The sequence below is a fragment of the Nocardia mikamii NBRC 108933 genome (assembly GCF_001613505.1).
Taxonomy (GTDB): Bacteria; Actinomycetota; Actinomycetes; order Mycobacteriales; family Mycobacteriaceae; genus Nocardia; species Nocardia mikamii.
In genome coordinates, this window is record NZ_BDCM01000024.1 from 21,914 (window position 1) to 42,336 (window position 20,423).

At 67.8% G+C, this 20,423-nt stretch carries 25 protein-coding genes; 14 read left to right on the forward strand and 11 right to left on the reverse strand.

Annotated elements, in window-relative coordinates; translation table 11 throughout:
- Positions 1-1,704: a cytochrome c biogenesis protein ResB gene (resB, locus tag NMI01S_RS30555; protein ID WP_063002218.1), complete on the forward strand. Its 1,704-nt coding sequence runs from the start codon at positions 1-3 to the stop codon at positions 1,702-1,704.
- A gap of 2 nt (positions 1,705-1,706) precedes the next feature.
- Positions 1,707-2,699 (forward strand): c-type cytochrome biogenesis protein CcsB, encoded by a 993-nt coding sequence (ccsB, locus tag NMI01S_RS30560; RefSeq protein ID WP_063002219.1) that lies wholly within the window; start codon positions 1,707-1,709, stop codon positions 2,697-2,699.
- Here the strand turns inward: ccsB and NMI01S_RS30565 are convergent.
- Positions 2,696-4,063 carry a wax ester/triacylglycerol synthase domain-containing protein gene (locus NMI01S_RS30565; RefSeq protein WP_063002220.1) on the reverse strand — a complete coding sequence of 456 codons (1,368 nt, stop codon included), beginning with the start codon at positions 4,061-4,063 and terminating at the stop codon, positions 2,696-2,698. The genes ccsB and NMI01S_RS30565 overlap by 4 nt on opposite strands.
- 273 nt (positions 4,064-4,336) lie before the next feature.
- Here NMI01S_RS30565 and NMI01S_RS30570 point away from each other — a divergent pair, with 273 nt between their 5' ends.
- From NMI01S_RS30570 to NMI01S_RS30580, 3 genes are read left to right on the forward strand one after another with little or no spacing between them, the layout of a single operon-like run.
- Positions 4,337-4,681, forward strand: coding sequence for a DUF1801 domain-containing protein (locus tag NMI01S_RS30570; RefSeq protein ID WP_063002221.1), 345 nt, complete (start codon positions 4,337-4,339; stop codon positions 4,679-4,681).
- Between the two features lie 15 nt (positions 4,682-4,696).
- Complete coding sequence (locus NMI01S_RS30575; RefSeq protein WP_063002222.1) at positions 4,697-5,122, forward strand: YciI family protein; 426 nt, start codon at positions 4,697-4,699, stop codon at positions 5,120-5,122.
- Between the two features lie 9 nt (positions 5,123-5,131).
- A complete protein-coding gene (locus NMI01S_RS30580; protein ID WP_063002223.1) occupies positions 5,132-6,382 on the forward strand; it encodes an RNA polymerase sigma factor in 1,251 nt (416 codons plus the stop codon).
- A 674-nt stretch (positions 6,383-7,056) separates the two neighbouring features.
- Here NMI01S_RS30580 and NMI01S_RS30585 read toward each other — a convergent pair.
- A complete protein-coding gene (locus NMI01S_RS30585; protein ID WP_063002224.1) occupies positions 7,057-7,269 on the reverse strand; it encodes a helix-turn-helix domain-containing protein in 213 nt (70 codons plus the stop codon).
- On the reverse strand, positions 7,266-7,571 hold the full coding sequence (locus NMI01S_RS30590) for a hypothetical protein (protein WP_063002225.1): 306 nt from the start codon (positions 7,569-7,571) through the stop codon (positions 7,266-7,268). Before NMI01S_RS30590 ends, NMI01S_RS30585 begins: the two co-directional genes overlap by 4 nt.
- 106 nt (positions 7,572-7,677) lie before the next feature.
- Between NMI01S_RS30590 and NMI01S_RS30595 the strand changes: the two genes are divergently transcribed.
- Positions 7,678-8,838: a helix-turn-helix domain-containing protein gene (locus NMI01S_RS30595; RefSeq protein ID WP_063002226.1), complete on the forward strand. Its 1,161-nt coding sequence runs from the start codon at positions 7,678-7,680 to the stop codon at positions 8,836-8,838.
- Positions 8,839-9,188: 350 nt separating this feature from the next.
- Here NMI01S_RS30595 and NMI01S_RS30600 read toward each other — a convergent pair whose 3' ends face one another.
- The 4 genes from NMI01S_RS30600 to NMI01S_RS30615 form a co-directional block, all read right to left on the reverse strand.
- The gene (locus NMI01S_RS30600; protein ID WP_084513401.1) at positions 9,189-9,641 is read right to left on the reverse strand and encodes a nuclear transport factor 2 family protein; all 453 of its coding nucleotides are present in this window, start codon (positions 9,639-9,641) and stop codon (positions 9,189-9,191) included.
- Positions 9,642-9,793: 152 nt separating this feature from the next.
- Positions 9,794-10,021: a deoxyribodipyrimidine photolyase gene (locus NMI01S_RS30605; protein ID WP_245717092.1), complete on the reverse strand. Its 228-nt coding sequence runs from the start codon at positions 10,019-10,021 to the stop codon at positions 9,794-9,796.
- 163 nt (positions 10,022-10,184) lie between these two features.
- A complete protein-coding gene (locus NMI01S_RS30610) occupies positions 10,185-11,159 on the reverse strand; it encodes a quinone oxidoreductase family protein (protein ID WP_063002228.1) in 975 nt (324 codons plus the stop codon).
- Between the two features lie 39 nt (positions 11,160-11,198).
- Positions 11,199-12,077 carry a helix-turn-helix transcriptional regulator gene (locus NMI01S_RS30615; protein ID WP_245717093.1) on the reverse strand — a complete coding sequence of 293 codons (879 nt, stop codon included), beginning with the start codon at positions 12,075-12,077 and terminating at the stop codon, positions 11,199-11,201.
- A gap of 160 nt (positions 12,078-12,237) precedes the next feature.
- Between NMI01S_RS30615 and NMI01S_RS30620 the strand changes: the two genes are divergently transcribed.
- Both NMI01S_RS30620 and NMI01S_RS30625 read left to right on the forward strand, forming a co-directional pair.
- Positions 12,238-12,900 (forward strand): lysophospholipid acyltransferase family protein, encoded by a 663-nt coding sequence (locus tag NMI01S_RS30620; protein WP_063002229.1) that lies wholly within the window; start codon positions 12,238-12,240, stop codon positions 12,898-12,900.
- An 84-nt stretch (positions 12,901-12,984) separates the two neighbouring features.
- Complete coding sequence (locus NMI01S_RS30625; protein WP_063002230.1) at positions 12,985-13,632, forward strand: hypothetical protein; 648 nt, start codon at positions 12,985-12,987, stop codon at positions 13,630-13,632.
- 120 nt (positions 13,633-13,752) lie between these two features.
- Here the strand turns inward: NMI01S_RS30625 and NMI01S_RS30630 are convergent, their stop codons facing one another.
- On the reverse strand, positions 13,753-14,649 hold the full coding sequence (locus tag NMI01S_RS30630; RefSeq protein ID WP_063002231.1) for a LysR family transcriptional regulator: 897 nt from the start codon (positions 14,647-14,649) through the stop codon (positions 13,753-13,755).
- Positions 14,650-14,720: 71 nt separating this feature from the next.
- Here NMI01S_RS30630 and dapA point away from each other — a divergent pair, with 71 nt between their 5' ends.
- A complete protein-coding gene (dapA, locus tag NMI01S_RS30635; protein ID WP_063002232.1) occupies positions 14,721-15,599 on the forward strand; it encodes a 4-hydroxy-tetrahydrodipicolinate synthase in 879 nt (292 codons plus the stop codon).
- A gap of 65 nt (positions 15,600-15,664) precedes the next feature.
- Here dapA and NMI01S_RS30640 read toward each other — a convergent pair whose 3' ends face one another.
- Positions 15,665-15,868, reverse strand: coding sequence for a hypothetical protein (locus tag NMI01S_RS30640; protein ID WP_036506051.1), 204 nt, complete (start codon positions 15,866-15,868; stop codon positions 15,665-15,667).
- A gap of 78 nt (positions 15,869-15,946) precedes the next feature.
- Positions 15,947-16,180, reverse strand: a complete 234-nt coding sequence (locus tag NMI01S_RS30645) for a BldC family transcriptional regulator (RefSeq protein WP_051025198.1) — start codon at positions 16,178-16,180, stop codon at positions 15,947-15,949.
- 222 nt (positions 16,181-16,402) lie between these two features.
- Here NMI01S_RS30645 and NMI01S_RS30650 point away from each other — a divergent pair, with 222 nt between their 5' ends.
- The 5 genes from NMI01S_RS30650 to NMI01S_RS30670 all read left to right on the forward strand — a co-directional run bounded on the left by NMI01S_RS30650 (position 16,403) and on the right by NMI01S_RS30670 (position 19,311).
- A complete protein-coding gene (locus tag NMI01S_RS30650) occupies positions 16,403-16,741 on the forward strand; it encodes a DUF4229 domain-containing protein (protein WP_063002233.1) in 339 nt (112 codons plus the stop codon).
- Positions 16,742-16,896: 155 nt separating this feature from the next.
- A complete protein-coding gene (gene cds1, locus NMI01S_RS30655; protein ID WP_063002234.1) occupies positions 16,897-17,982 on the forward strand; it encodes an L-cysteine desulfhydrase Cds1 in 1,086 nt (361 codons plus the stop codon).
- 95 nt (positions 17,983-18,077) lie between these two features.
- Positions 18,078-18,299, forward strand: a complete 222-nt coding sequence (locus NMI01S_RS30660; RefSeq protein WP_036505955.1) for a helix-turn-helix domain-containing protein — start codon at positions 18,078-18,080, stop codon at positions 18,297-18,299.
- Positions 18,299-18,889: a Clp protease N-terminal domain-containing protein gene (locus tag NMI01S_RS30665; RefSeq protein WP_063002235.1), complete on the forward strand. Its 591-nt coding sequence runs from the start codon at positions 18,299-18,301 to the stop codon at positions 18,887-18,889. Before NMI01S_RS30660 ends, NMI01S_RS30665 begins: the two co-directional genes overlap by 1 nt.
- Before the next feature lie 32 nt (positions 18,890-18,921).
- Positions 18,922-19,311, forward strand: coding sequence for a phage holin family protein (locus tag NMI01S_RS30670; RefSeq protein WP_063002236.1), 390 nt, complete (start codon positions 18,922-18,924; stop codon positions 19,309-19,311).
- Positions 19,312-19,331: 20 nt separating this feature from the next.
- Here NMI01S_RS30670 and NMI01S_RS30675 read toward each other — a convergent pair whose 3' ends face one another.
- Complete coding sequence (locus tag NMI01S_RS30675) at positions 19,332-20,201, reverse strand: 1,4-dihydroxy-2-naphthoate polyprenyltransferase (protein WP_063002237.1); 870 nt, start codon at positions 20,199-20,201, stop codon at positions 19,332-19,334.
- Between the last annotated feature and the right edge of the window lie 222 nt (positions 20,202-20,423).

Here is a 20,423-nt window from a genome sequence, read left to right on the forward strand (position 1 = left end):
ATGACTGCCACGATGACGCCCCCGTCCACCGCCGCGAAACCGCCGCGCCGGTCGCTGCCGCGCCGCGCGTTCGCACTGCTGCGCAACGCCTGGCGCGGATTGACCAGCATGCGCACCGCGCTCATGCTGTTGTTCCTGCTGGCGCTGGCGGCGATTCCGGGGGCGTTGCTGCCGCAGCGCAGTCTCAACCCGCAGAAGGTCGACAAATACATCGCCGATCGGGGCACTCTCGGTCCGTGGATGGACCGGCTGCAGCTGTTCGACGTGTTCTCCAGCTTCTGGTTCACCGCGATCTACGCCCTGCTGTTCGTCTCGCTGGTCGGCTGCATCGTGCCGCGCGTCTTCGACCATTACAAGGCGCTGCGCACGCCGCCGGTCATGGTGCCGCGCAACCTGTCCCGGCTGCCGCATCACGCCGCGACCACCACCGATGACACTCCCGCCGCGGCGATCGAGCAGGCGCGGCGCGGGCTGCGCGGCTGGCGCGCGGTGGTGCGCGACGAATCCGACGTGCGCAACGGCCGTCCCGGTGAGGTGACGCTCTCCGCGGAGAAGGGGTATCTGCGCGAGCTCGGCAATCTGGTCTTCCACCTTGCCCTGGTCGGCCTGCTGGTGGCGATCGCGGCGGGCAAGCTGTTCGGCTACGAGGGCAACGTGATCGTCGTCGCCGACGGAGGTCCCGGATTCTGCACCACCTCGCCGGCGGTCTTCGATTCCTTCAAGGCCGGGCGGGTCAACGACGGCACCGGACTGACCCCGGTCTGCGTGCGGGTCAAGGATTTCAAGGCCGACTACCTGCCCAACGGGCAGGCCGAGATGTTCACCGCCGACATCTCGTATCAGACCGGCGATGATCTGGCGACCGACACCTGGCGTGACACCACCATCCAGGTCAACCATCCGCTGCGCGTCGCCGGCGACCGCGTCTACCTGCAGGGGCACGGCTACGCGCCGACCTTCACCGTCACCTATCCGAACGGGCAGAAGCGCACCGAGACCATCCAGTGGCGGCCGGACGACGGCGCCACCTTCCTGTCCAGCGGTGTGATGCGGTTCGACCCGCCCGGCGGCATGTACGGCAGCGAGGACGAGCGGCGCAAGAACCAGATCGCGATCGAGGGCTTGTTCGCCCCCACCGCGCTGATGCACGGCAGCCTGCTGACCTCCTCGTATCCCGGACTGACCGATCCGGCGGTGGCGATCGACATCTACCGCGGCGAGACCGGACTCGACACCGGGCGCGCGCAGTCGCTGTTCTCGCTCGATCCGGAGATGATCAAACAGGGCCGGCTGACGAAGCAGCAGCGCGTCAATCTGCGACCCGGTGAATCGGCCACGCTGGCCGACGGCACCAAGGTCACCTTCGACGGCGCGCAGCAGTACGCGAATCTGCAGGTCTCCCACGATCCGGCGCAGAGCTGGGTCCTGGTGTGCGCGTTGACGATGATGGCCGGTCTGCTCGTCTCGCTGGTGGTGAAGCGGCGGCGGATCTGGTTGCGCGCCTATCCGGAAGGCCCGGACGACGACGGTTCCGGTGAACGACGTACTGTAGTAGAAATGGGTGGGCTGGCCCGCACCGACCAGGCGGGCTGGGGCGGCGAGTTCGACCGCTTGCTGACGCGGCTGCTCGGCTCCGACCGCACCGACACCGGCAGCCCCACGGATCAGCGCCCGGTCGCCCGGACCGAGAGCACGGGAGAGTGAACATGCCGATCGACGAAACACTCGCCGGTTACAGCAATCTCGCCTTCAAGACGGCGTTCGTCGTCTACCTGCTGGTGCTGGCGATGCTGATCGTGCAGTACGCCTCCGCGAAGAAGAAGGTGACCAGCGCCCAAGAGCGTGAGCGCGAACTGGTCGGCGTCGGCGCCTCCGGTGGCGTGAGCGCCGACCGGCCGATGGTGCCCGGCAAGGTGGAGCCCGCCCCGAAGCGTTCGCTGGCGGAGCAGCTGGGCAATATGGCGTTCGCGGTCGTCTTCGTCGCGATCGGCCTGCATCTGGCCTCGATCGTGTTGCGCGGCTTCGCGACCCACCGCTTCCCGCTCGGCAACATGTACGAGTTCATCACCATGGCGACCGCGGCCGCGATGGTCACCGGCCTGGTGTTCATCCACGACCGTCGGTACCGCGCGATGTGGGTGTTCCTGCTGGTCCCGGTGCTGATCCTGATGTTCCTGGCCGGTCAGGTGCTCTACGCCGACGCCGCGCCCGTGGTTCCGGCGCTGAAGTCGTACTGGCTGCCCATCCACGTCACCATCGTCAGCATCGGCAGCGGCATCTTCATGCTCTCCGGTGTGGCGAGCCTGCTGTTCCTGCTGCGCATGTACCAGCCGGAGGGGCGGGAATCGAGCAACCCGCTCGGCGTCCTCGCCCGCCGCCTGCCCGACGCCCGCACCCTCGACCGCCTCGCCTACCGCACGACGGTCGTGGCCTTCCCGCTCTTCGGCACCGGCATCATCCTCGGCGCCATCTGGGCCGAAAGCGCGTGGGGCCGCTTCTGGGGCTGGGACCCGAAGGAAACCGTCTCCTTCATCGCCTGGGTCATCTACGCGGCGTATCTGCACGCCCGCGCGACTTCCGGCTGGCGCGAAACCAAGGCCGCCTGGATCAACGTGGCCGGTTTCGTCGCGATGCTGTTCAACCTTTTCATCATCAACATCGTGGTGAGCGGGCTGCACTCCTACGCGGGACTCAACTAGTAGCCCAGTTCCAGCACGGCGTGGAAACCTTCGGCGAGGCAATCGGTGAAGGTGTCCACGTCCGGGATCGCGGCGGTGTCGGCGTTGATGCCCACGCAGCAGGTGTCGGTGTGTGAGATGAGTGTGACGTTGAACGCTGTGCCGGTGGTGGGGCCGAAGGCGTACATCCGCTCGACCGCGGCGCCGGCGATGTAGATCGGCACGGGGGAGCCGGGCACGTCCGAGGCGACGAAGTCCACGTGCTCGAGCATCGCGGCGACGATGGCGACCGGCAGCCGGTTGAGGGTGGCGGCGACGGCGGCCGAATAGGGGATCGCCGGTTCGTGCCGCCAGCCCACCACCATCGCGTCGAGTACGGGCATCAGCGCGGCCGGGTCGGTGATGCCGGCCGGCAGGGCGAATCTGACCAGGGTGATGCGATTTCCGCCGATCGGGTCGGCGTCCTTGCGCACGCTGACCGGCATGGTGACCCGCAGCCGCTCGACCACATTGCCGTGCAGTTCGTGATAGCGGTGCAGCCCGATGACGACCCCGGCCAGGAAGGCGTCGTTGAGTGTGCAGCCCACCGTGTGCGCGGCGCGGCGCATCGGGGCGAGCGGAACGTCGAGGGTCGAAAGATGGCGCGCCAGACCCCGTTTCGTCATCACGGGGGAAAGGGTGTCGACCACCGGCCGCGCCAGTTTACCGATCGAGACGGCCAGCCCCACCCCGTCGCGCACGGTACCCACCGGGTGGGTGAGGGCGTGCCGGGCCAGTGGCAGCACATGCGCGAGACCGCCGCGCAGCAACTCCGATCCCACCGCCCAGTTCCATCCGATGATGTCGGCCAGCCCACCACGGCTCTCCGGGGCGGGCTCGGGGTCCGGACGAGGTTCGCCGCCGGCCCGGGTGAAATCGACGATCTCGTTGGCCAATTGGATACCGCCCACACCGTCGGTCAGGCAGTGATGCACCTTGAGCACCAGCGCGCTGCCGCCACCGGCCACATCGCCGAGCACGGTCATCTGCCACAACGGGCGGACCGGGTCGAAGGCCGTCATGGCCTCGATGCGGGCGAATTCGAACACCGCCGTCCGGTCGACCGCGGCCGGCATGGCGACCCGGCGCAGATGCCAGGACAGATCGAAGCCGGGATCGGTCTCCCAGCGCGGCGGAGCCAGACCCGCGGGCAGCGCGACCAGCCGATCTCGGAAGCGGGGCGCCATTCGCGTCCCTCGATCGATGGCCCGCACCAGTCGTTCCCAGTCGGGCTCGGCGTCGAGCATCACGACCGAGACGATCGTCGAGCGCAGGATCGCGTCGCGCTCCATACTCCACGAGAGCAGGTCGGACTGGCTGAGATGGGATTCGCGCGTGTCCGTCATCGGCGTGCCTTCGCTGGGGAACCGGCGCCGTGATCGCCGCGGATGCGACTTTCGGCACCGCTCGTGTGTCGACCGTATTCACCGCACGCGCCGCGCCGGTAGGGCCGAACGTCGGTGCCGCCGTGACCAAGGGCTCGTGCCGCCACGGCGGTCCGACCCCGGGCATGCCGCGTCCGAAAAAGAATTCTTCGTTCCGTGTCGAAATCCCGGACCGTCGCACGAAGGACTTGTCGAGAGCCGGACCAGCCGGCCCAGCAGCGGAGGAATAGCGAGATGAACACCGACGTCACCGCCTACATCGACGGTAAGAAGCCCTGGCAGACCGGAATCTGCGCGAGCCTGCGCGAGACGGTCCACCTCACCCTGCCCGGGGTGGTGGAGGTATTCCAGTACGGCAAGCCGCATTTCGCGGTCGACGGGACGAACGTCGCCGTGCTGCACGTGGCCGCCGCTAAGGTCTCGTTCATGGTTTTCGGCGCACAGGACATCGAGCCGGTGCCGGGGGTGCTTCGTTCGCTGGGGTCCGGCGACCGCAAGGCTGTCGACTTCCGTGAGGGCGACGCTGTCGAGCTCGAGTACATCGCCGACCTGCTGCGCCGCGTGGCCGGCACCAACTGAGAAAGAGGATTCGTCATGCGCGTGATGGTGATGACCAAGGGCGATGCCGCCGACGAAGGTAAGGGGCAGCCGACCCAGGAGATGTTCGAAAAGATGCAGGCCTTCAACGAGAAGTTGGTGCAGGCCGGCATCATGCTCGGCGGCGAGGGTCTCCAACCGAGCAGCGCCGGGGCGAAGGTCACCTTCTCTTCTTCCGGGACCTCGGTGGTGGACGGTCCGTTCACCGAGTCCAAGGAAGTCATTGCGGGATACTGGATTTGGGAGGTCAGCTCGCTGGCGGAGGCCGTCGAGTGGGCGAAGCGCTGCCCGTTCGATCCGTCGTACGGTGATTCCCAGGTTCTCGAGGTTCGCCCGCTCTTCGATATGGACGACTTCGCCGAGACCGTCGACGCCGAGACCCTGGCCCGCAGCGAGCAGCTGCAGCACCGGCCCTCGGACTGATTCCGGCCGATGGAACTGCGCGAATCGGTCGAGGCGCTGTGGCGGATCGAGGCACCTCAGCTGATAGCAACGCTGGCCCGTCGCATCGGAAATCTCGACATCGCCGAGGATCTGGCCTCCGAGGCTTTCGTGGCCGCCCTGGAGCAGTGGCCCGCCGAAGGTATTCCGGCCAGGCCCGGCGCGTGGTTGACGAGTACCGCGTGGCACAAGGCGATCGACCGTGCCCGGCGGGAGGAGACGGCGCGCAAGAAGGCGCCCCTCCTCGTCGCCGGGCGCGACGGTGAGCTCCCGGATGTGACCGCCGAGGCGCTCACCCCCATTCCGGACGATCTGCTCACCATGGTCTTCACCACCTGCCATCCGGTGCTCTCGCCCGAGTCGCGAGTCGCGCTCACCCTGCGGTTGTTCGGCGGCCTGACCACCGAGGAGATCGCGCGCGCGTTCCTCTGCCCCCCGGCGACCATCGGTCAGCGCATCTCGCGCGCCAAGCGCACCCTGGCGGAGGCCCGGGTCCCGGTCGAGTCGCCCTCGGCCGGGGAACTGCCCGAGCGCCTGCGCGCGGTGCTCGAGGTGCTGTATCTGATCTTCAACGAGGGGTATTCGGCCTCCTCCGGCGAGAGCATCGTCCGAGCCGACCTCGCGACGGAGGCCATGCGGATGGGACGTGTCCTGGCCGGCCTGTTGCCGTCCGAACCCGAGGTGTTCGGCCTCGCGGCGCTGATGGAACTGCAGGCCTCCAGGTTTCGCACCCGCGTCGATGAGAACGGCGTTCCGGTCCAGCTCGAGCACCAGGACCGCCGCCGCTGGGACCGCACCCTGATCGAGCACGGTCTCGGCATGCTCGACCGGGCCTTCGATCTGGCGCACCCGCTCGGGCCGTATTCGCTGCAGGCGGCGATCTCCGCATGTCATGCTCGCGCCGCCACCTTCGCCGAGACCGATTGGGTGGCGATCCTCGCCCTCTACGACGCGCTCGCTCAGCTCACCGCGTCTCCCGTGGTCGAGATGAACCGCGCGGTCGCGGTTCTTCACGTCGACGGCCCGGAAGCCGCACTGGCTGCCACCGAGCCGCTGCTCGGTGATCGGCGGATGGCTCGATACCACCTGCTCGGCGCGGTCCGCGGCGATTTCCTCACCCGGCTCGGCCGGTATCACGACGCCGCCACCGAATTGGAACGAGCTGCGGATCTCGCTCCGACCAGGCAGGAACGGCAGCTGCTGCTGGACCGCATGGCCGCCGCACTCGCGGCCGGCGGATAAGGCGGCAGCGGGCCGCCGCGAGTCGTGCCGGTCTCGCCCGGCCGCGCTTTCGGCGGCGTGGGTGCGGTTCGATGGCCGCCCACATCGGCCGCCGGGCGGCCGGGCGATGGTTTCGGTGGTCTGTGAGTGCTTCCGGTCGACGGCTGCGCAACCTTGCGATCTTCGTGCTGGGAGCCGACACGACCGGATGCACACCCGCACAAGGCGGGCCAACCTGCATAGACGGTGGCAACTCTCGCACCTGCGGGGTTGTGGCTCGATATCGGCAGCCAGGTAACGATTCATTGCAATCGCATTAATGCGAACTAACCGGAGGGGTTTTACCGGTTACCGTGTACGCGCGGAGGTTGCCCTCCATGGGGAGCGGATACGTCGGCCTCCGTTGTCAGGGATGAACCGGTGCCCCACTTCTGCGGGTCTGAGCCGCCCAGCGGGTGGGGCACTGTCCTCCTCTCGCGCTGCGTCGGCGAATGCGACGGTGGGTGCGGGCGGTCCTCACGGCACTGCGTCGTCGTCACGGCACTGCGTCGTCGTCACGGCTCTGCGTCGTCGTGGTTCTGCGTCCGCCGGGTGTGAGCGCCTCGGCCGCAACAAGGTTTCGCCCGTACAGGTGGGCCAGCAGATGGCCCAGAGCATGACAGTCGTCGGGAGACCCGCCGCTACCAGCAGGCCGATCACCGGATCGTCGCCGCGACGGCGCGACCGCGCGGGCTCAGCTGCCATCGGCAGCGGTCCCGGCTCGGGACGATCAGGCCGCGCGCGTGCAGACGGGCCAGGGCGTTGCGAATGCTGCGGGCGGGGTGCGCTGTGGCTCGTTGCAGTTGGGCGGTGGTGAGGAGACCGCCCGGCGCGAGCGTTCGCAGCACGGCGCGCTCGCTGGGATTCACGCTCGGGCTCCGGAGGCGTTCCATCGTGCGAAAGACAGTCGAGGGCACGCGGTTTCGACATCCGCGAGGTGCATGATCAGGTCGAGAGTGGGGGCGTCGAGATGGGCGGGTGTGGGCATGACGATCGCATCCACGTCGGCGGTGCGGATCTGGTCGAGCAGCGGAATCGTCCGATTCGGCACCGGCCAGAGCAAGGTGTAGCCGAGGTGGCGGGCAAGCCGTTTCACCTGTGCCGCATCCCATTTCGGTGCGATGCTGACCTCCGGGTCGATCCAGGCCAGCGCTGTCGGACGTGTTCTCATCCCTACCCCTCCTGTCTGTGTATGTCAGATTCGGCGCAGGTAGGAGCCCCGAGGACCAGTGAAGGGACAGGGGGACAGCACGGCGGTATCGATCTACTCTCGGAGCATGGGCGAACACGTGGGGCGGCGGATCGCATCCGAGCGCAAGATTGCCGGTTTGGGGCAGCGTCAGTTGGCGGCGCGCGCGAACTACTCGTTGTCGATGGTGAAGGCGGTCGAGCAGGGACGAGAGGTGGCGTCGCCAGGGTTCATCTCGGCCGTCGCGCGAGCGTTGCACATTACGCCCGAACAGCTCACCGGGGCGCCGTACGACGACGGAAAGCCGTTGTCGGACGCGGTGAACGGGCTCTCGGTACTGCTCACCGAGGGGCGATACGCGCGCGCGGCCGAACCGGGATCTCTGGTGCAACTGGAATCGGAACTGACTGCGGCGCAACAGCTCTACCGGAGCGATCGAACGCGTCAAACGATCGAGGTGCTGCCGGACCTGATCCGCCGTCTGCACGGCGCTGTCCGAGACCGCACCGGCGACGAGCGAGCGCGAGCATATACGCTGCTGACCTCTGCCTACGTTCTGGCCGAGTGGTCGGTGCGCCGCACCGGACACATGATGCTCGCCCTTCCGGCGCTGGATCTGGCGGACACCTACGCCCCGCTCGCCGACGACCCCAATTACGCGGCCTTCTCGGTACTGGCTCGCGCCCGAGCGCTCACGCACTACGGCGAATCGGAAGTCGCTGCGCGGCTGATCGATTCGGCATTGATGAGTGCGGACGATTCCCGTGCCGGGATGGTTATCGCCGGTTACTCGCATCTCGCTGGCGCGATCAATGAGGCGCGTTCGTTGAATTACGCACGTGCGCTGGACCATATCGACTCCGCGCGTGAACTGGCTGCCCATACCGGGGAGACCGACTTGTACATGACTGCGTTCGGCCCGCTGAACGTAGACATACATGCTCACGCAGTAGAACTCGAAACGGGCGATCCGAACAGGGCGGCTGTCGACGGCGCGCAGCTGGCCGCACCTCCGGGCGCGCCGCCTACGCGCGTCGGCCATCATTGGCAGGACAATGCGCGGGCGTGGTTGATGTCGGGTAAGCCGGATCGGGCGCTGGCGGCGCTGAACAAGGCCCGTGCCGCCGCACCGCAGCAGACGCGGTTGCATCCTTCGGTTCGCGAAACCGTGTATGGCATCGCGGCGGCGCAGCGCCGTCAATCCGAGGGGTTGCTGGGATTCGCGGCGTGGATCGGGGCGGGGCTCTAGCGAAACCCCGCCGCCTTTTCGTGCCTCGGCGTGTGGTGTCGGCTGAACTATTCGTGCAACCTCCGCGAAAATCACGGAAAAATCGAAAAATAGACGAGGTTCGCACGATCAGTTCAAGGGCCGCCCCTCGAATGCATACCTCGGCCTACGGGCGGTCGACACCTCACGGCGTGGAGCGGCGCGGGGCTTGAGCGGAATCGCGTCGTCCCAGGGCTTTTCATTCGCGGGCCGAATCTTTCGTGGAACCTGCACCGGAATGAAGGAAAACCCGCAAAGTGGGCGCGGTTTGCACAATCAGTTCGGGGCCCGCCCGCCCCGAACGCATATCTCGGCCCACGGTGGTCCATACCTCACGGCGCGGCGACGGTCGTGGCGTCCGGGGCGAACGCCCGGGCGACGGCAAGGCTGTCCTCGTAGACGTGGTGGCGGGTGATCAGGCCGTTCTCCACCGTCAGGTGAAGGGCGAAGCGGGCGCGGTAGGGGCGTCCGGTTGCGCGTGCGGTTTGGCGAATCTCGCCCATTACCACCGCATCCGGGCCGTCGACGAGAATGCGTTCGACCACCGTGCCGACCTCTTCGGGAACATGGTGCTCAGCGATCTCGCGGAAATGCGCCGCCGCGTCGGCGCGGGTGGAGCGGTGTGTGATCCACGGAGTGGCGACGCGGCCGTGTTCGTCCTCCGGCCAGTTCAGTTTCCAGTCGCTCGTCGGGGCGTACAGCGCGGCGATGGTGTCCGGATCGCCGCCCGCCATGCGGGTCAGCAGATCTTCGACGACGGTGCGGGTGGCGGCGGAATCGTTCACTCTGTCGACCTTGCCCGCGCGGGGGCCGCAAGTCCATTACCTCCGACGTCATGCGGATCGAGCCGTTATCGACAGCGGGGACGTTCACGAAGCGCGCGCGGAATTCGCCCCGGATGAACGGATTTCCGGGGCGAGTTGCGCGCGAAGAACTTTCAGGACTTCTTGCTCGGGATGACGATGACTACGATGAGGGTCAGGATGCTGAAGAACAGTCCCAGTAGCCCCCAGCCGAGCGGATTGCGGCCCTTGGTGGCGGCGATGGCGGCGCAGATGAACGCGGCGATGATGCTGCCGATGGCGACGAAGATTCCTTTGACGCCGCGCAGAATGAATCCGGCCGCTTCCGGATCGGTGTGGGCGGCAGCCAGCAACAAGTTCATGATCACTCCTCCTGTGCCGCGAGCTTCCGGCCGAAGAGACTCCGGTGTGCGGCTTCTCAGCAGTACCCGGGCGCCGACACCGCAAACGGCGGCGCTCCCCGCGATTAGCGACCCCCGCACCGACGGTACCGGCGTGAGATCCACACGCCGTCCGGGTCATTGTTCACTCTGTCATCGCCAACACCAATTTGCCCGTGCTGGAACCTGATTCGATGCGGCGATGTGCTTCGACAACCCGGTCGAACGGCAGCGACTCGACTTGGACGCGAAGCGCGCCGCGAGCGGCGGCGTCGACCGCCCGGCGCAGCGCTGCTCCCGCTTCGGCGGGGTAGGCGGCGGCGAAGGCGGCGAGATTGAATCCCGAGACCGTTTTGTTGGTGAACCACAGCTCGTTCGCGGAAACTCCGACGTCCTCGGCGCCGGAAGCGTTGCCCATCACGATCATTCGGCCCAGCGGGCGAAGCCGGTCGAGGCCGGCGCGACGGGCCGGGCCGCCGACCATATCGACCACGATGTCGAATTCACCTGCGCGGGAGATGTCTTCGCGAAGGATCACCTCGTCGTAGCCGAAGGATCGAGCCACTTCGATCTTCTCGGCGCTGCCGACCGTGCCGACCACCCGGCCCGCACCGAGCAATCGTGCGGCCTGGCCGAGTTGGCTGCCGACGCCGCCGGCGGCCGCATGTACCAGCACACTCTCCCCGGGTTCGATCCGCGCCACCCGATCGAGAACGAGAAAGGCGGTGGTGCTGTTGGACGGCAACGCCGCCGCGACTTCGAGGCTCAGGTCGAGGCCGTCGAGCGGTGCGACCAAGGCGGCGGAGGTGACCACGACCTCGGCGTAACCGCCACTGTCGACGATGGTCAGCGCCGCGACCGGCTGGCCGACCGTCAGGCCCGCCACGTCCGGTCCGACGGCACGGATCCGGCCCGAGACCTCGATACCCGGCACGAACGGCAACGGCACACCGACCACGCCCTGCCGGTACAACACCTCGGCGAAGTTGGCTCCGGCGTAGGCGACGTCGATGGCGACCTGGCCCGGGCCGGGTTCCGGGATGTCGACGGTGGCCGGCCGCAGCACCTCCGCGGGACCGAATTCGGGGATGGTGATCGCCTGCATCTGTGCATTACTCATGAGAACGATCCTCGGCGCGCGGCAGGCGAGGAGGCAGTGTCAGCTCATCCTGGGTGTGAGACCACCAGGCTGCAACAGCCGTTCCAGGCGTTCGGCGGTCTCGGTGCCGGGGCGCGGATTGTGCAGGATCAGATGGTGGCCGGGGTGGTCCGGCACCGGGAACAGGGTGGCGTCGAAGATCAGCAAGCCCACGTCGGGATGTTCGACGGCCTTCACCGCGACACTGTGTTCGGCGGCGTCGTGCCGGGCCCAGAGCTCGGCGAACTCAGGGCTGACTTGCGCGAGATCGGTTGCGATGCGGTCGAATTCGGGATCGTCGGGATAACGGGCGGAGTCGGCGCGGAACCCGGCCGCCACGCCCGGCGCATTCTCCGCCCACTGCTGATGCAGGACGCGGTAGCGAGCATTGGTGAAGTAGGACACCAGGCAGTTGTGGTCGGTATCGCCGTAACCGAATACGCGCCGCGCGGCGTCGTTGACGGCGGTGAAATTCCAATGCCGGTCCCTGATGTATCCCGGGCGCGGGGCCCATGCGTCCAGCAAAGCCTGCATCTGCGGTGACGCCGGGACCGACGGCGCGGCCGCGCGCTGCGGCGGATTCAGGCCGGAGAGGCGATACAGATGTGCGCGCTCGGCCTCGTCGAGCAGCAGCGCGCGGGCCACCGCGTCGAGCACCTCGCCCGAAACCTTGATATCGCGCCCCTGCTCGAGCCACGTGTACCAGGACACACCGACCCCGGCCAGCACAGCGACCTCTTCACGCCGCAAGCCGGGAGTGCGCCGCCGCCCGGCCTCCGGCAGTCCCACCTCGGCGGGCGTGAGCCGTTCGCGGCGGCTGCGCAGATATTCACGCAGCTCCGCTCGCCGCCGATCCCGCGCACTCGTGCCGCGTGGATCATCGTTCGCGCTGATACTCACCCGTTCACGATAATGAGGCGATGGGGTGCCGATGCGCCGCGCCCGAAAAAGCATTGCCTCGGCCCGCGGCCGGCATCCGTCCCCCGCGCTCGCGGGACCCGAACATGTCGGTGCCCCGTGGGAGAATCGAATTCGTCGGGGACTCGAATCGGGGGGTGGAATGAACGAGCAATCCGAGCGCCGGCCCAGAGGGTTGGGTAAGCGGGCATGGCTCACCACGCAGTTCGTGCGGCGGATTCTGCGCACGCTGGCGTGGTCGAACTTCGTGCACGTCACCGTGGTGGGGCGAGAACTGGTGCCGCAGGCGGGACCGGTGATCGTGGCGAGCAATCACATCTCGATGCTGGACGCGGTATTCCTGTGGGGTGCGTTGCGGCGCAGGGCAATTGCCATCGCGATGGCCGAGTTGTGGTCGTGGCCGGTGGTCGGGTGGCTGGTGCGGCGACTGGGTCATATTCCGGTGGTGCGGCGCGACAGTGTGTCCGGGCAGTCGGCGATGGCGCAGGCGGAACAGATATTGCGGTACGGCGGGGTGCTGATCATCTATCCGGAAGGGCGGCTGGTCGCATCGGGCGACACCGAGCCGTACAAGCCGGGCGTGGCGAAACTGGCTCTGGCGACCGGAGTTCCGATCGTCCCGGTGGGCACCACGGGCACCGATCGAGTGCTGCCGATGCGCCGCAATCGAGGCGACGGCCCCGCATTCGATCGCCGCCAGCGGGTACGGATCCATTTCGGCACCCCCGTCGATCCCGCGGAGTTCGACGATCCGGAGAAATTACTCGACCATCTGCGCGGGCGCATCGAAGACCTGCGGCGATGAGCCCGGCGGATCGCCGTGCCGAAGCTCGCGCGGTGTCCTCCCGTATGGTCGGGATGTGGCCATTCCGGAAGGAACCGAGCTCCGATGACCGCGGAGCGCGTGTGGTACGCCGCTTACGGATCGAACCTGTTCGAGAAGCGGTTCACCTACTACCGGGCGGGCGGCAATCCGCCGGGCACCCCGCGCCTCTACGGGGGGTTCCGCGATCCCACGCCGCCCGCGCGGAATCGTCCGCTGTCACTTCCCGGATGCGTCTATTTCGCCGGGCAGAGCCCGGTGTGGAGCGGGGGTGTGGCCTTCTATGCCCACCGGCCGCCGACGGACTGGCCGGTCGGCGCGGCGGCGCGAGGTTACCTGCTGACCGTCGGTCAGTTCAGCGACCTGATGGCTCAAGAGATGCACAGGCAACCGGGACATGGGCCGGTCTTCGACCCCGAGGAGGTGGTTCGCCGCGGCTCGCTCCAACTCGGCGACGGCCACTACGAAACGCTCTGGCACGTGGACGACGTCGACGGCATCCCGGTCCTGACCTTCACCGCCCCGGACAGCCCCCTGACTGTCGCTCTGACCAAACCGTCCGCACGGTACCTCGGCATGCTGGCCGGCGGCCTCGGCGAATCCCACGGCTGGCCTCCGGACCGGATACTGCGCTACCTGTCGGATCTCCCGGGCGTCCGAGACTTCTGGGATCCCGAAGAACTCCGAACGGTGGTCGACGGCCGGAGCCTCTGACCGGCCCGAGCCCTGATCAGCCGCGGCCTTCGAACCGGCCGAGCCGCTGAACAGCCGGAACCTCTGGCGTGACGGCTGCGGCCCACCGGCTCGGCCGTGCACGGTGGTACGACCCGCGGTTCAGGTGAGTTCTTCCACCGGCGGGATGGTTCCGGTGGTGGCGTGCAGGGCGGTGCGGGCGGCGGAGATCGTGGGGTGGGTGCGGGTGCCGGCGCGGTAGGCGATCCGGGTGCGGCGGCGGATGGGCAGCGGGGTCAATTCGACCGGGGTGGTGTCGGTTTCGGGATGGAGGGGAATCGCGAGCTGAGGAATGAACGCGACACCTTGGCCGGCGGCGACCAGAGCGAGCACGGTGCCGAAGTCGTCGGAGCGGTGGCGGATACGGGGAACGAAACCCGCTGCCTCGCAAGCTCTTACGGTCATCGTGTGGCAGAGGGTGCCGGGTGTACCGGAGATCCAGGCCGCCTCGCGGTAGGCGGCCAGCGGCTGGGTGGTGCGGGCGGCCAGATAGACCGGTTCCTCCAGGAACGGTTCGGTTTCCAGGCCGGCCTCCGGTTCTGCGGGCACGTAGTCGTACTCCTGGATGAGTGCGATATCCAGCGTGCCGGTGCGCAGTGCCGCGGGCACGGCCGCCGGATCCAGTTCCGTCACATGCAGTTCCAAGCCCGGATGAGCACGGCTGAGCGAGACCAGTGCATGCGGCAGTATCCGCTGCACGGCGGTGGGGAAGGCGCCGATGTGCAGGGCGCCGGTGAGTTCGGCGGTGGCCAGTTCGGCCTCCGCCTGCTCCAGGATCGCGAGGACCGATTCCGTGTGCTCCACCAGGCGGCGCGCCGCCGCGGTGAGGGTGACGCGGCGTCCGCTGCGTTCCAGTAGCGTGACCCCTGCCTCGCGTTCCAGCGCGGTGAGCTGCTGGGATACCGCCGACGGGGTGTAGGACACGGCCTCGGCGACCGCAGCAATCGTCCGGCGATGGGCCAATTCCCGCAACAGCCGTAGGCGGCGTACATCGAGCATAAGTTCAGCTTAATCTCGACGGAAGATTTGTGAACTGGACCTGAATCAACGCCTAGACGAGGGTAGGTGGCATGACGTTCAGCGGTCTCTTCGTTCCACTCGTCACACCGTTCACGGCGGACGGCGAGCTGGCCTGCGACGCTCTGGGCCGGCTCGCCCACGACGTCCTCGACGCGGGTGCCTCGGGCATCGTCGCCCTGGGCACCACGGGCGAGCCGGCCACCCTGACGCCGGAGGAGAAGCGCCGGATCATCGATATCTGCGCCCAGGTGTGCGCCGAGCGTGACGCGCCGCTGATCGTGGGCACCGGCTCCAATTCGACGGCCGATTCCGAGCACGCGCTGGCCGCGCTGGACGAGCGAGTGGCGGCGGCGCTCACGGTGGTCCCGTATTACACGAAACCCTCGCAGCGCGGGGTGGTGGAACATTTCCGGCGGCTCGCGCAGCGCAGCCCGGTGCCGCTGCTGATCTACAACGTGCCGCATCGCACGGGCCGGCCGCTCGATCCGGAAACGTTGACCGAGCTGGCCGAACTGCCGAATGTCGCGGGATTCAAACATGCCGTGGGCGTCGTGGACGAGACCACGGTCGCGTGGCTGGCGGCGGCCGGCGACCGGACCACGGTGCTGTGCGGCGACGACCTGTACGCGGCGCCGCTGCTGGCGATGGGCGCGCAGGGGGCCATTCTGACCTGCTCGAATGTGGCGCCCGCGGCCTATGCGGAGTTGATCGCGGCCTGGCGGGACGGGCGGGTCGAGGCGGCACGCAAAATCGGCAACCGGTTGGTCGAGCTGGCCCGGGCACTGTTCGCCGAGGCCAACCCGACCGTGGTGAAAGGGGTGCTCGCCGCGCAGGGCCGGATACCGAGCGCGCACGTACGCCTGCCGCTACTGCCCGCGTGCGCCGATTCGGTCTCGGCGGCATTGGCCGCGGCGGGGCCTATCGGCTGAGCCCGCGGCGGGGCCTATCGGCTGAGCCCACGGCAGGACCGTCACCCGAGGTGAGGATATGTGCGTCAGTGATCCGTGCCCGGGTCGCCGTCGCGATGTTGGCGGGAGATCCGCCACAGGAATTCGGGGTCGTCATCGGGACCCACGACCCGACGTCGCTTCTCGGGCCCCCGTCCGATGCCGATCCGGGGCGCATGCTCCGGTCCGAACGCTTTCCAGCACAGCACCGCGACAGCCACGACCGCGATGAGTGCCAACAGGTACGCCACGTCGCTCACCTCCTGCCATCGAGGGTAATCCCGTGTGCGTACCTGTCGCATCGTGACCGCGAGAATGTGCCCTCGAGCTCAGGGGCGGGTCGCCTCGGTGGTCAGCGACTTCAGCAGCTGCATTACCTCCGACTCACGGAAGCGGCGATGTCCGCCCGGAGTGCGCAGCGAGCCCAGCCGTCCGGCATGTGCCCACCGAGTGACCGTTTTCGGATCGACGTGGAACAGCGCCGCCACCTGGCCCGGGGTCAGGAGGGCCTCCTGGCCGTTGACGGAACCCAACGTGCGGCTCGCCGCGGTGATCGCAGTCATTCGCAAACCTTTCCGTAATCGACAGATCCCTCATCAGATAGCGACATCGTTGCACCCGGACCCCCAGGTGTTCGAACGATCTAACGTTGGTAAAGGGGAAGTAATAGACAAAACGGATATACGTACGGCTGAGTAGGTCGCGTCGGCGAACATCCGGCGATCGAACTCGGTGGGGCCCGGACAGGTCGGAGCGGGTGCGGCGGCGTCGCCTACCCTGGTCGTGTGAGTGAAGCATCCCGATCCGACGACGCCGCGAGCGATCGGGCCCCGGCCTCGGCGGGTCGGCGGCTCGCGCGCAACCTGGCGCTGTACACCCTGGCCCGGCTGGCCCTCGTCGCCGTGATCGCCGCGATCATCCTGGTGGTGGCGCACGTGGTGAGCGTCGACATCCCGCTGGTCGTCGCGCTGCTGTTCGCGCTGATCGTGGCGATGCCGCTGTCGCTGGTCCTGTTCAAGCGGCTGCGGGCGCGCGTGAACGAGGACATCGCCGCGGTCGACGAGAAACGCCGCAACGACAAAGCGAACCTGCGAGCTCGCTTGCGCGGCGAGGAGGCGCAGTGAGCGACAATCGCGTAGCGGCTCGCTGCGCCGACCGGGTGCGGGTGTCCCGCAAGGCGCAGGAGGCGCAGTGAGCGACAATCGCGTAGCGGCTCGCTGGGCCGACCGGGTGCGGGTGTCCCGCAAGGTACAGGAGGCGCAGTGAGCGGGCGGCTGCGGTGAAGTACTGCGATCGCAGTGCTTCGCGGGAGTGGGTCGACAATGCGGTGCGGCTGATCGAGGCCGATGCGCAGCGCAGCGCCGACACCCATCTGCTGCGGTATCCGCTGCCGCCCGAATGGGGGGTGCGGCTGTATCTCAAGGACGAGTCCACGCATCCGACGGGCAGCTTGAAACATCGGCTGGCGCGTTCGCTGTTCCTCTACGCGATCTGCAACGGCTGGGTTTGCGAGGGGACGACCATTGTCGAGGCGTCTTCGGGGTCGACCGCGATCAGCGAGGCCTATTTCGCGAAACTGCTCGGCTTGGACTTCGTCTCGGTGGTGCCCGCGAAGACCTCGCCGGAGAAGATCGCCCTGATCGAGGCGCAGGGCGGCCGATGCCATTTCGTCGACCGCGCGCCCGATATCTATACCGAGGCCGTGCGCCTGGCCGCCGAGTCCGACGGCCACTACATGGATCAGTTCACCTACGCCGAACGGGCCACCGACTGGCGCGGTAACAACAACATCGCCGAATCCATCTATCAGCAAATGATTTTGGAGACCCACCCGGTGCCGGACTGGGTGGTCGTCGGTGCGGGCACGGGCGGTACCAGCGCGACCATCGGCCGGTATATCCGCTACCGGCGCCACGCCACCCGGCTGGCCGTGGTCGATCCGGAGAATTCGGCGTTCTACGGCGGGTACGAGGTCGGGGATTCGGGATATCAGACCGGTATGCCGTCGCGGATCGAGGGCATCGGCCGGCCGCGGGTGGAGCCGTCCTTCATCGGCGATGTGGTCGACCGGATGATCGAGGTGCCCGATGCCGCCTCCATCGCCGCGTGCCGCCATGCCAGCGCGGTGCTCGGCCGGCGGGTGGGCGGATCCACCGGAACCAATCTGTGGGGCGCGTTCGCCCTCATCGCCGAGATGATCGCCGCGGGTCGCGAGGGCAGTGTGGTGACGTTGCTGTGCGACGGCGGGGACCGTTATGCCGGAACGTATTTCAACGACGAGTGGGTTGCTGGGCAGGGGCTGGATCTGGCCGAGTCGCAGGCGATTCTCGACGAATTCACCGCCACGGGTATCTGGACCGCCTGAGTCGCGGAAGCTCTCCATCACCTTTCGCCGCGGGCGAACGCGTCTGGTGTCAATTTTGATTGACGCGCCCGCGATGTCAACGTAAATTGACGTACATGAGTGAGGCGACAACGCTGGCGGCCGCCGCCGGCAGTCCCGACCCCCAGGTCGGGCTGCGGGCGGTGCTCGCGCTGCGGCGATTGCTCGAGCGGCTCGAGGCGATCCAGGTGGCCAATGCCCGTAAGCAGGGCTGGTCCTGGCAAGCCATCGCCGAGGCGCTCGAGGTCAGTCGGCAGGCGGTCCATCAGAAGTACAACCGGAAAGGCGGAATCCACTGATGTTCGAGAGATTTGCCAAGGCGGCGCGCTCCGCCGTCGTGGACGCGCAGGAGGAAGCGCGTGAATTGCGTTCGCCCAGTATCGATGTCGAGCACCTGCTGCTGGGGCTCGCTACCTGTTCCGATGCGCAGCTGCGAAAGGTGCTGGAGGACAACGGCATCAGCGCCGAGGCGATTCGGAGGGCACTACCCGGCCGGCCGCGGACCGAGGAACCGCTGGGCGAGGAAGACGCGGCCGCACTGAAGTCGATCGGCATCGATCTGGACGCGGTGCGAGACAGTGTGCAGGCCACCTTCGGCGAGGGGGCCTTCGACGAGGCGGTGCCGGTTCCGGACAAGGGCCGCGGGCGGTTCCGATTCGGCGGTGGAATGAGCTTCGGCCACATCCCCTTCACCCGCGAGGCGAAGAAGACCCTGGAACTGTCACTGCGGGAAGCGATCTCCCGCGGTGACGACCGCATCGAGGCGGGTCACGTCCTGCTCGGCATCCTGCGCGCGCCCAACCCTGCCACCCGAGACCTGCTGGGCGGGAGCGAAGGGATGGAACGAGTGCGCACCGCGGTGCAGGAAATGCTCGACCGCGCGGCCTGAATGCCGACGGTCTCCGCCGTTAGCATTGCCGCATGGCACTTCTGCTCCGTTTGGCGATCAACGCCCTCGCGATCTGGCTCGCGGCGGCCTGGGTCGGCGGTATCGAACTCAAAGATCCGGCCGATGCGGGCACCGGCGGCAAGATTCTCGTCGTGGTCTGCGTCGCGATCGTCTTCGGGCTGGTCAACGCGCTGATCAAGCCGATCGTGAAATTGCTGTCGCTCCCGCTGGTGATCGTCACGCTGGGGCTGTTCCTGCTGGTGATCAATGCCCTCATGCTGTGGCTGACGGCGAAGATCACCGAAACCACCGATTACGGCCTGCGGGTCGACGGGTTCTGGGCGGCGATCCTCGGCGCCGTCATCGTGACCCTCGTCAACTGGGTGCTCGGCGTCTTGGTCCCGGAGGGCGGCCGGGACTGACGCTGTGGCGCCGCCGTTCGTCAGCCGAGGCCGAGCGCCAGCGCGGTGAGCAGGGACCAGCCCAGCATCGCCAAACCGGTATCGCGCAGCGAGGGAATCAATCCCGGTCCCTGCTGCCCACCGCGCACAGGGGCGTTGGATCGCACGGCGAGCGGTATCGCCAGCAGGCCCACCAGAGCCCACGGCGTGCGCATCACCAGCAGCAGCGAGGCCACGAACGGCACCACCATCAGCACCAGATGCAGTGTGCGGGTGCGGGTGTCGCCCAGTTTGACGGCGAGGGTGGTCTTCCCGGTCACCGAATCGGTGGGGATGTCGCGCAGATTGTTGGTGACCAGCACCGCGCTGGAGAACGCGCCGACCGCGATCGCGCCGACCAGTCCGGCCCAGTCGAGCCGTTCGGCCTGCACGAATTCGGTGCCCAGCACCGCGACCAGGCCGAAGAAGACGAAGACGGCGATCTCACCGAAACCGCTGTAGCCGTAGGGTTTACTACCGCCGGTGTAGAACCAGGTGCCGGCCAGGCAGGCCGCGCCGATCAGCAGCAGCCACCACGCCGTGGTGATCACCAGGATCAATCCGAACACCGCGCCCACGCTCAGGCAGGCGATGGCCGCGCCGCGCACCGCGGCCGGACTCGCCAGACCCGAGCCGACCAGTCGCAGTGGGCCGACGCGCTCGTCGTCGGTGCCGCGAATGCCGTCGGAGTAGTCGTTGGCGTAGTTGACGCCGATGATGAGAGCCAGCGAAACCAGCAGGCTCAGCAGGGCCTTCCACCACACCGCGGCATCCAGCGACGCGGCCGCGCCGGTGCCGACGAGGACCGGGGCGATCGCATTGGGCAGCGTCCGCGGGCGGGCGCCTTCGAGCCATTGTGCTGCACTAGCCATATCCGGCAGCCTAATGGTGGTAGCCGGGAGGCGGCAGCGCAGCGTCACCGGAGACGGCAGTGCGGCCTCTCCGCACGACTGCTGTCGACAACATTATTACGATATATCGGAGTAAACTCGACGAGATGCGTGGCCCGGGGAGCGGTCGGCCCCGGCGCAGCGCCCGATATTCATTCGACCGGTCACATACGATTGCGACGGCATGTTTCCTGATCACAGCGG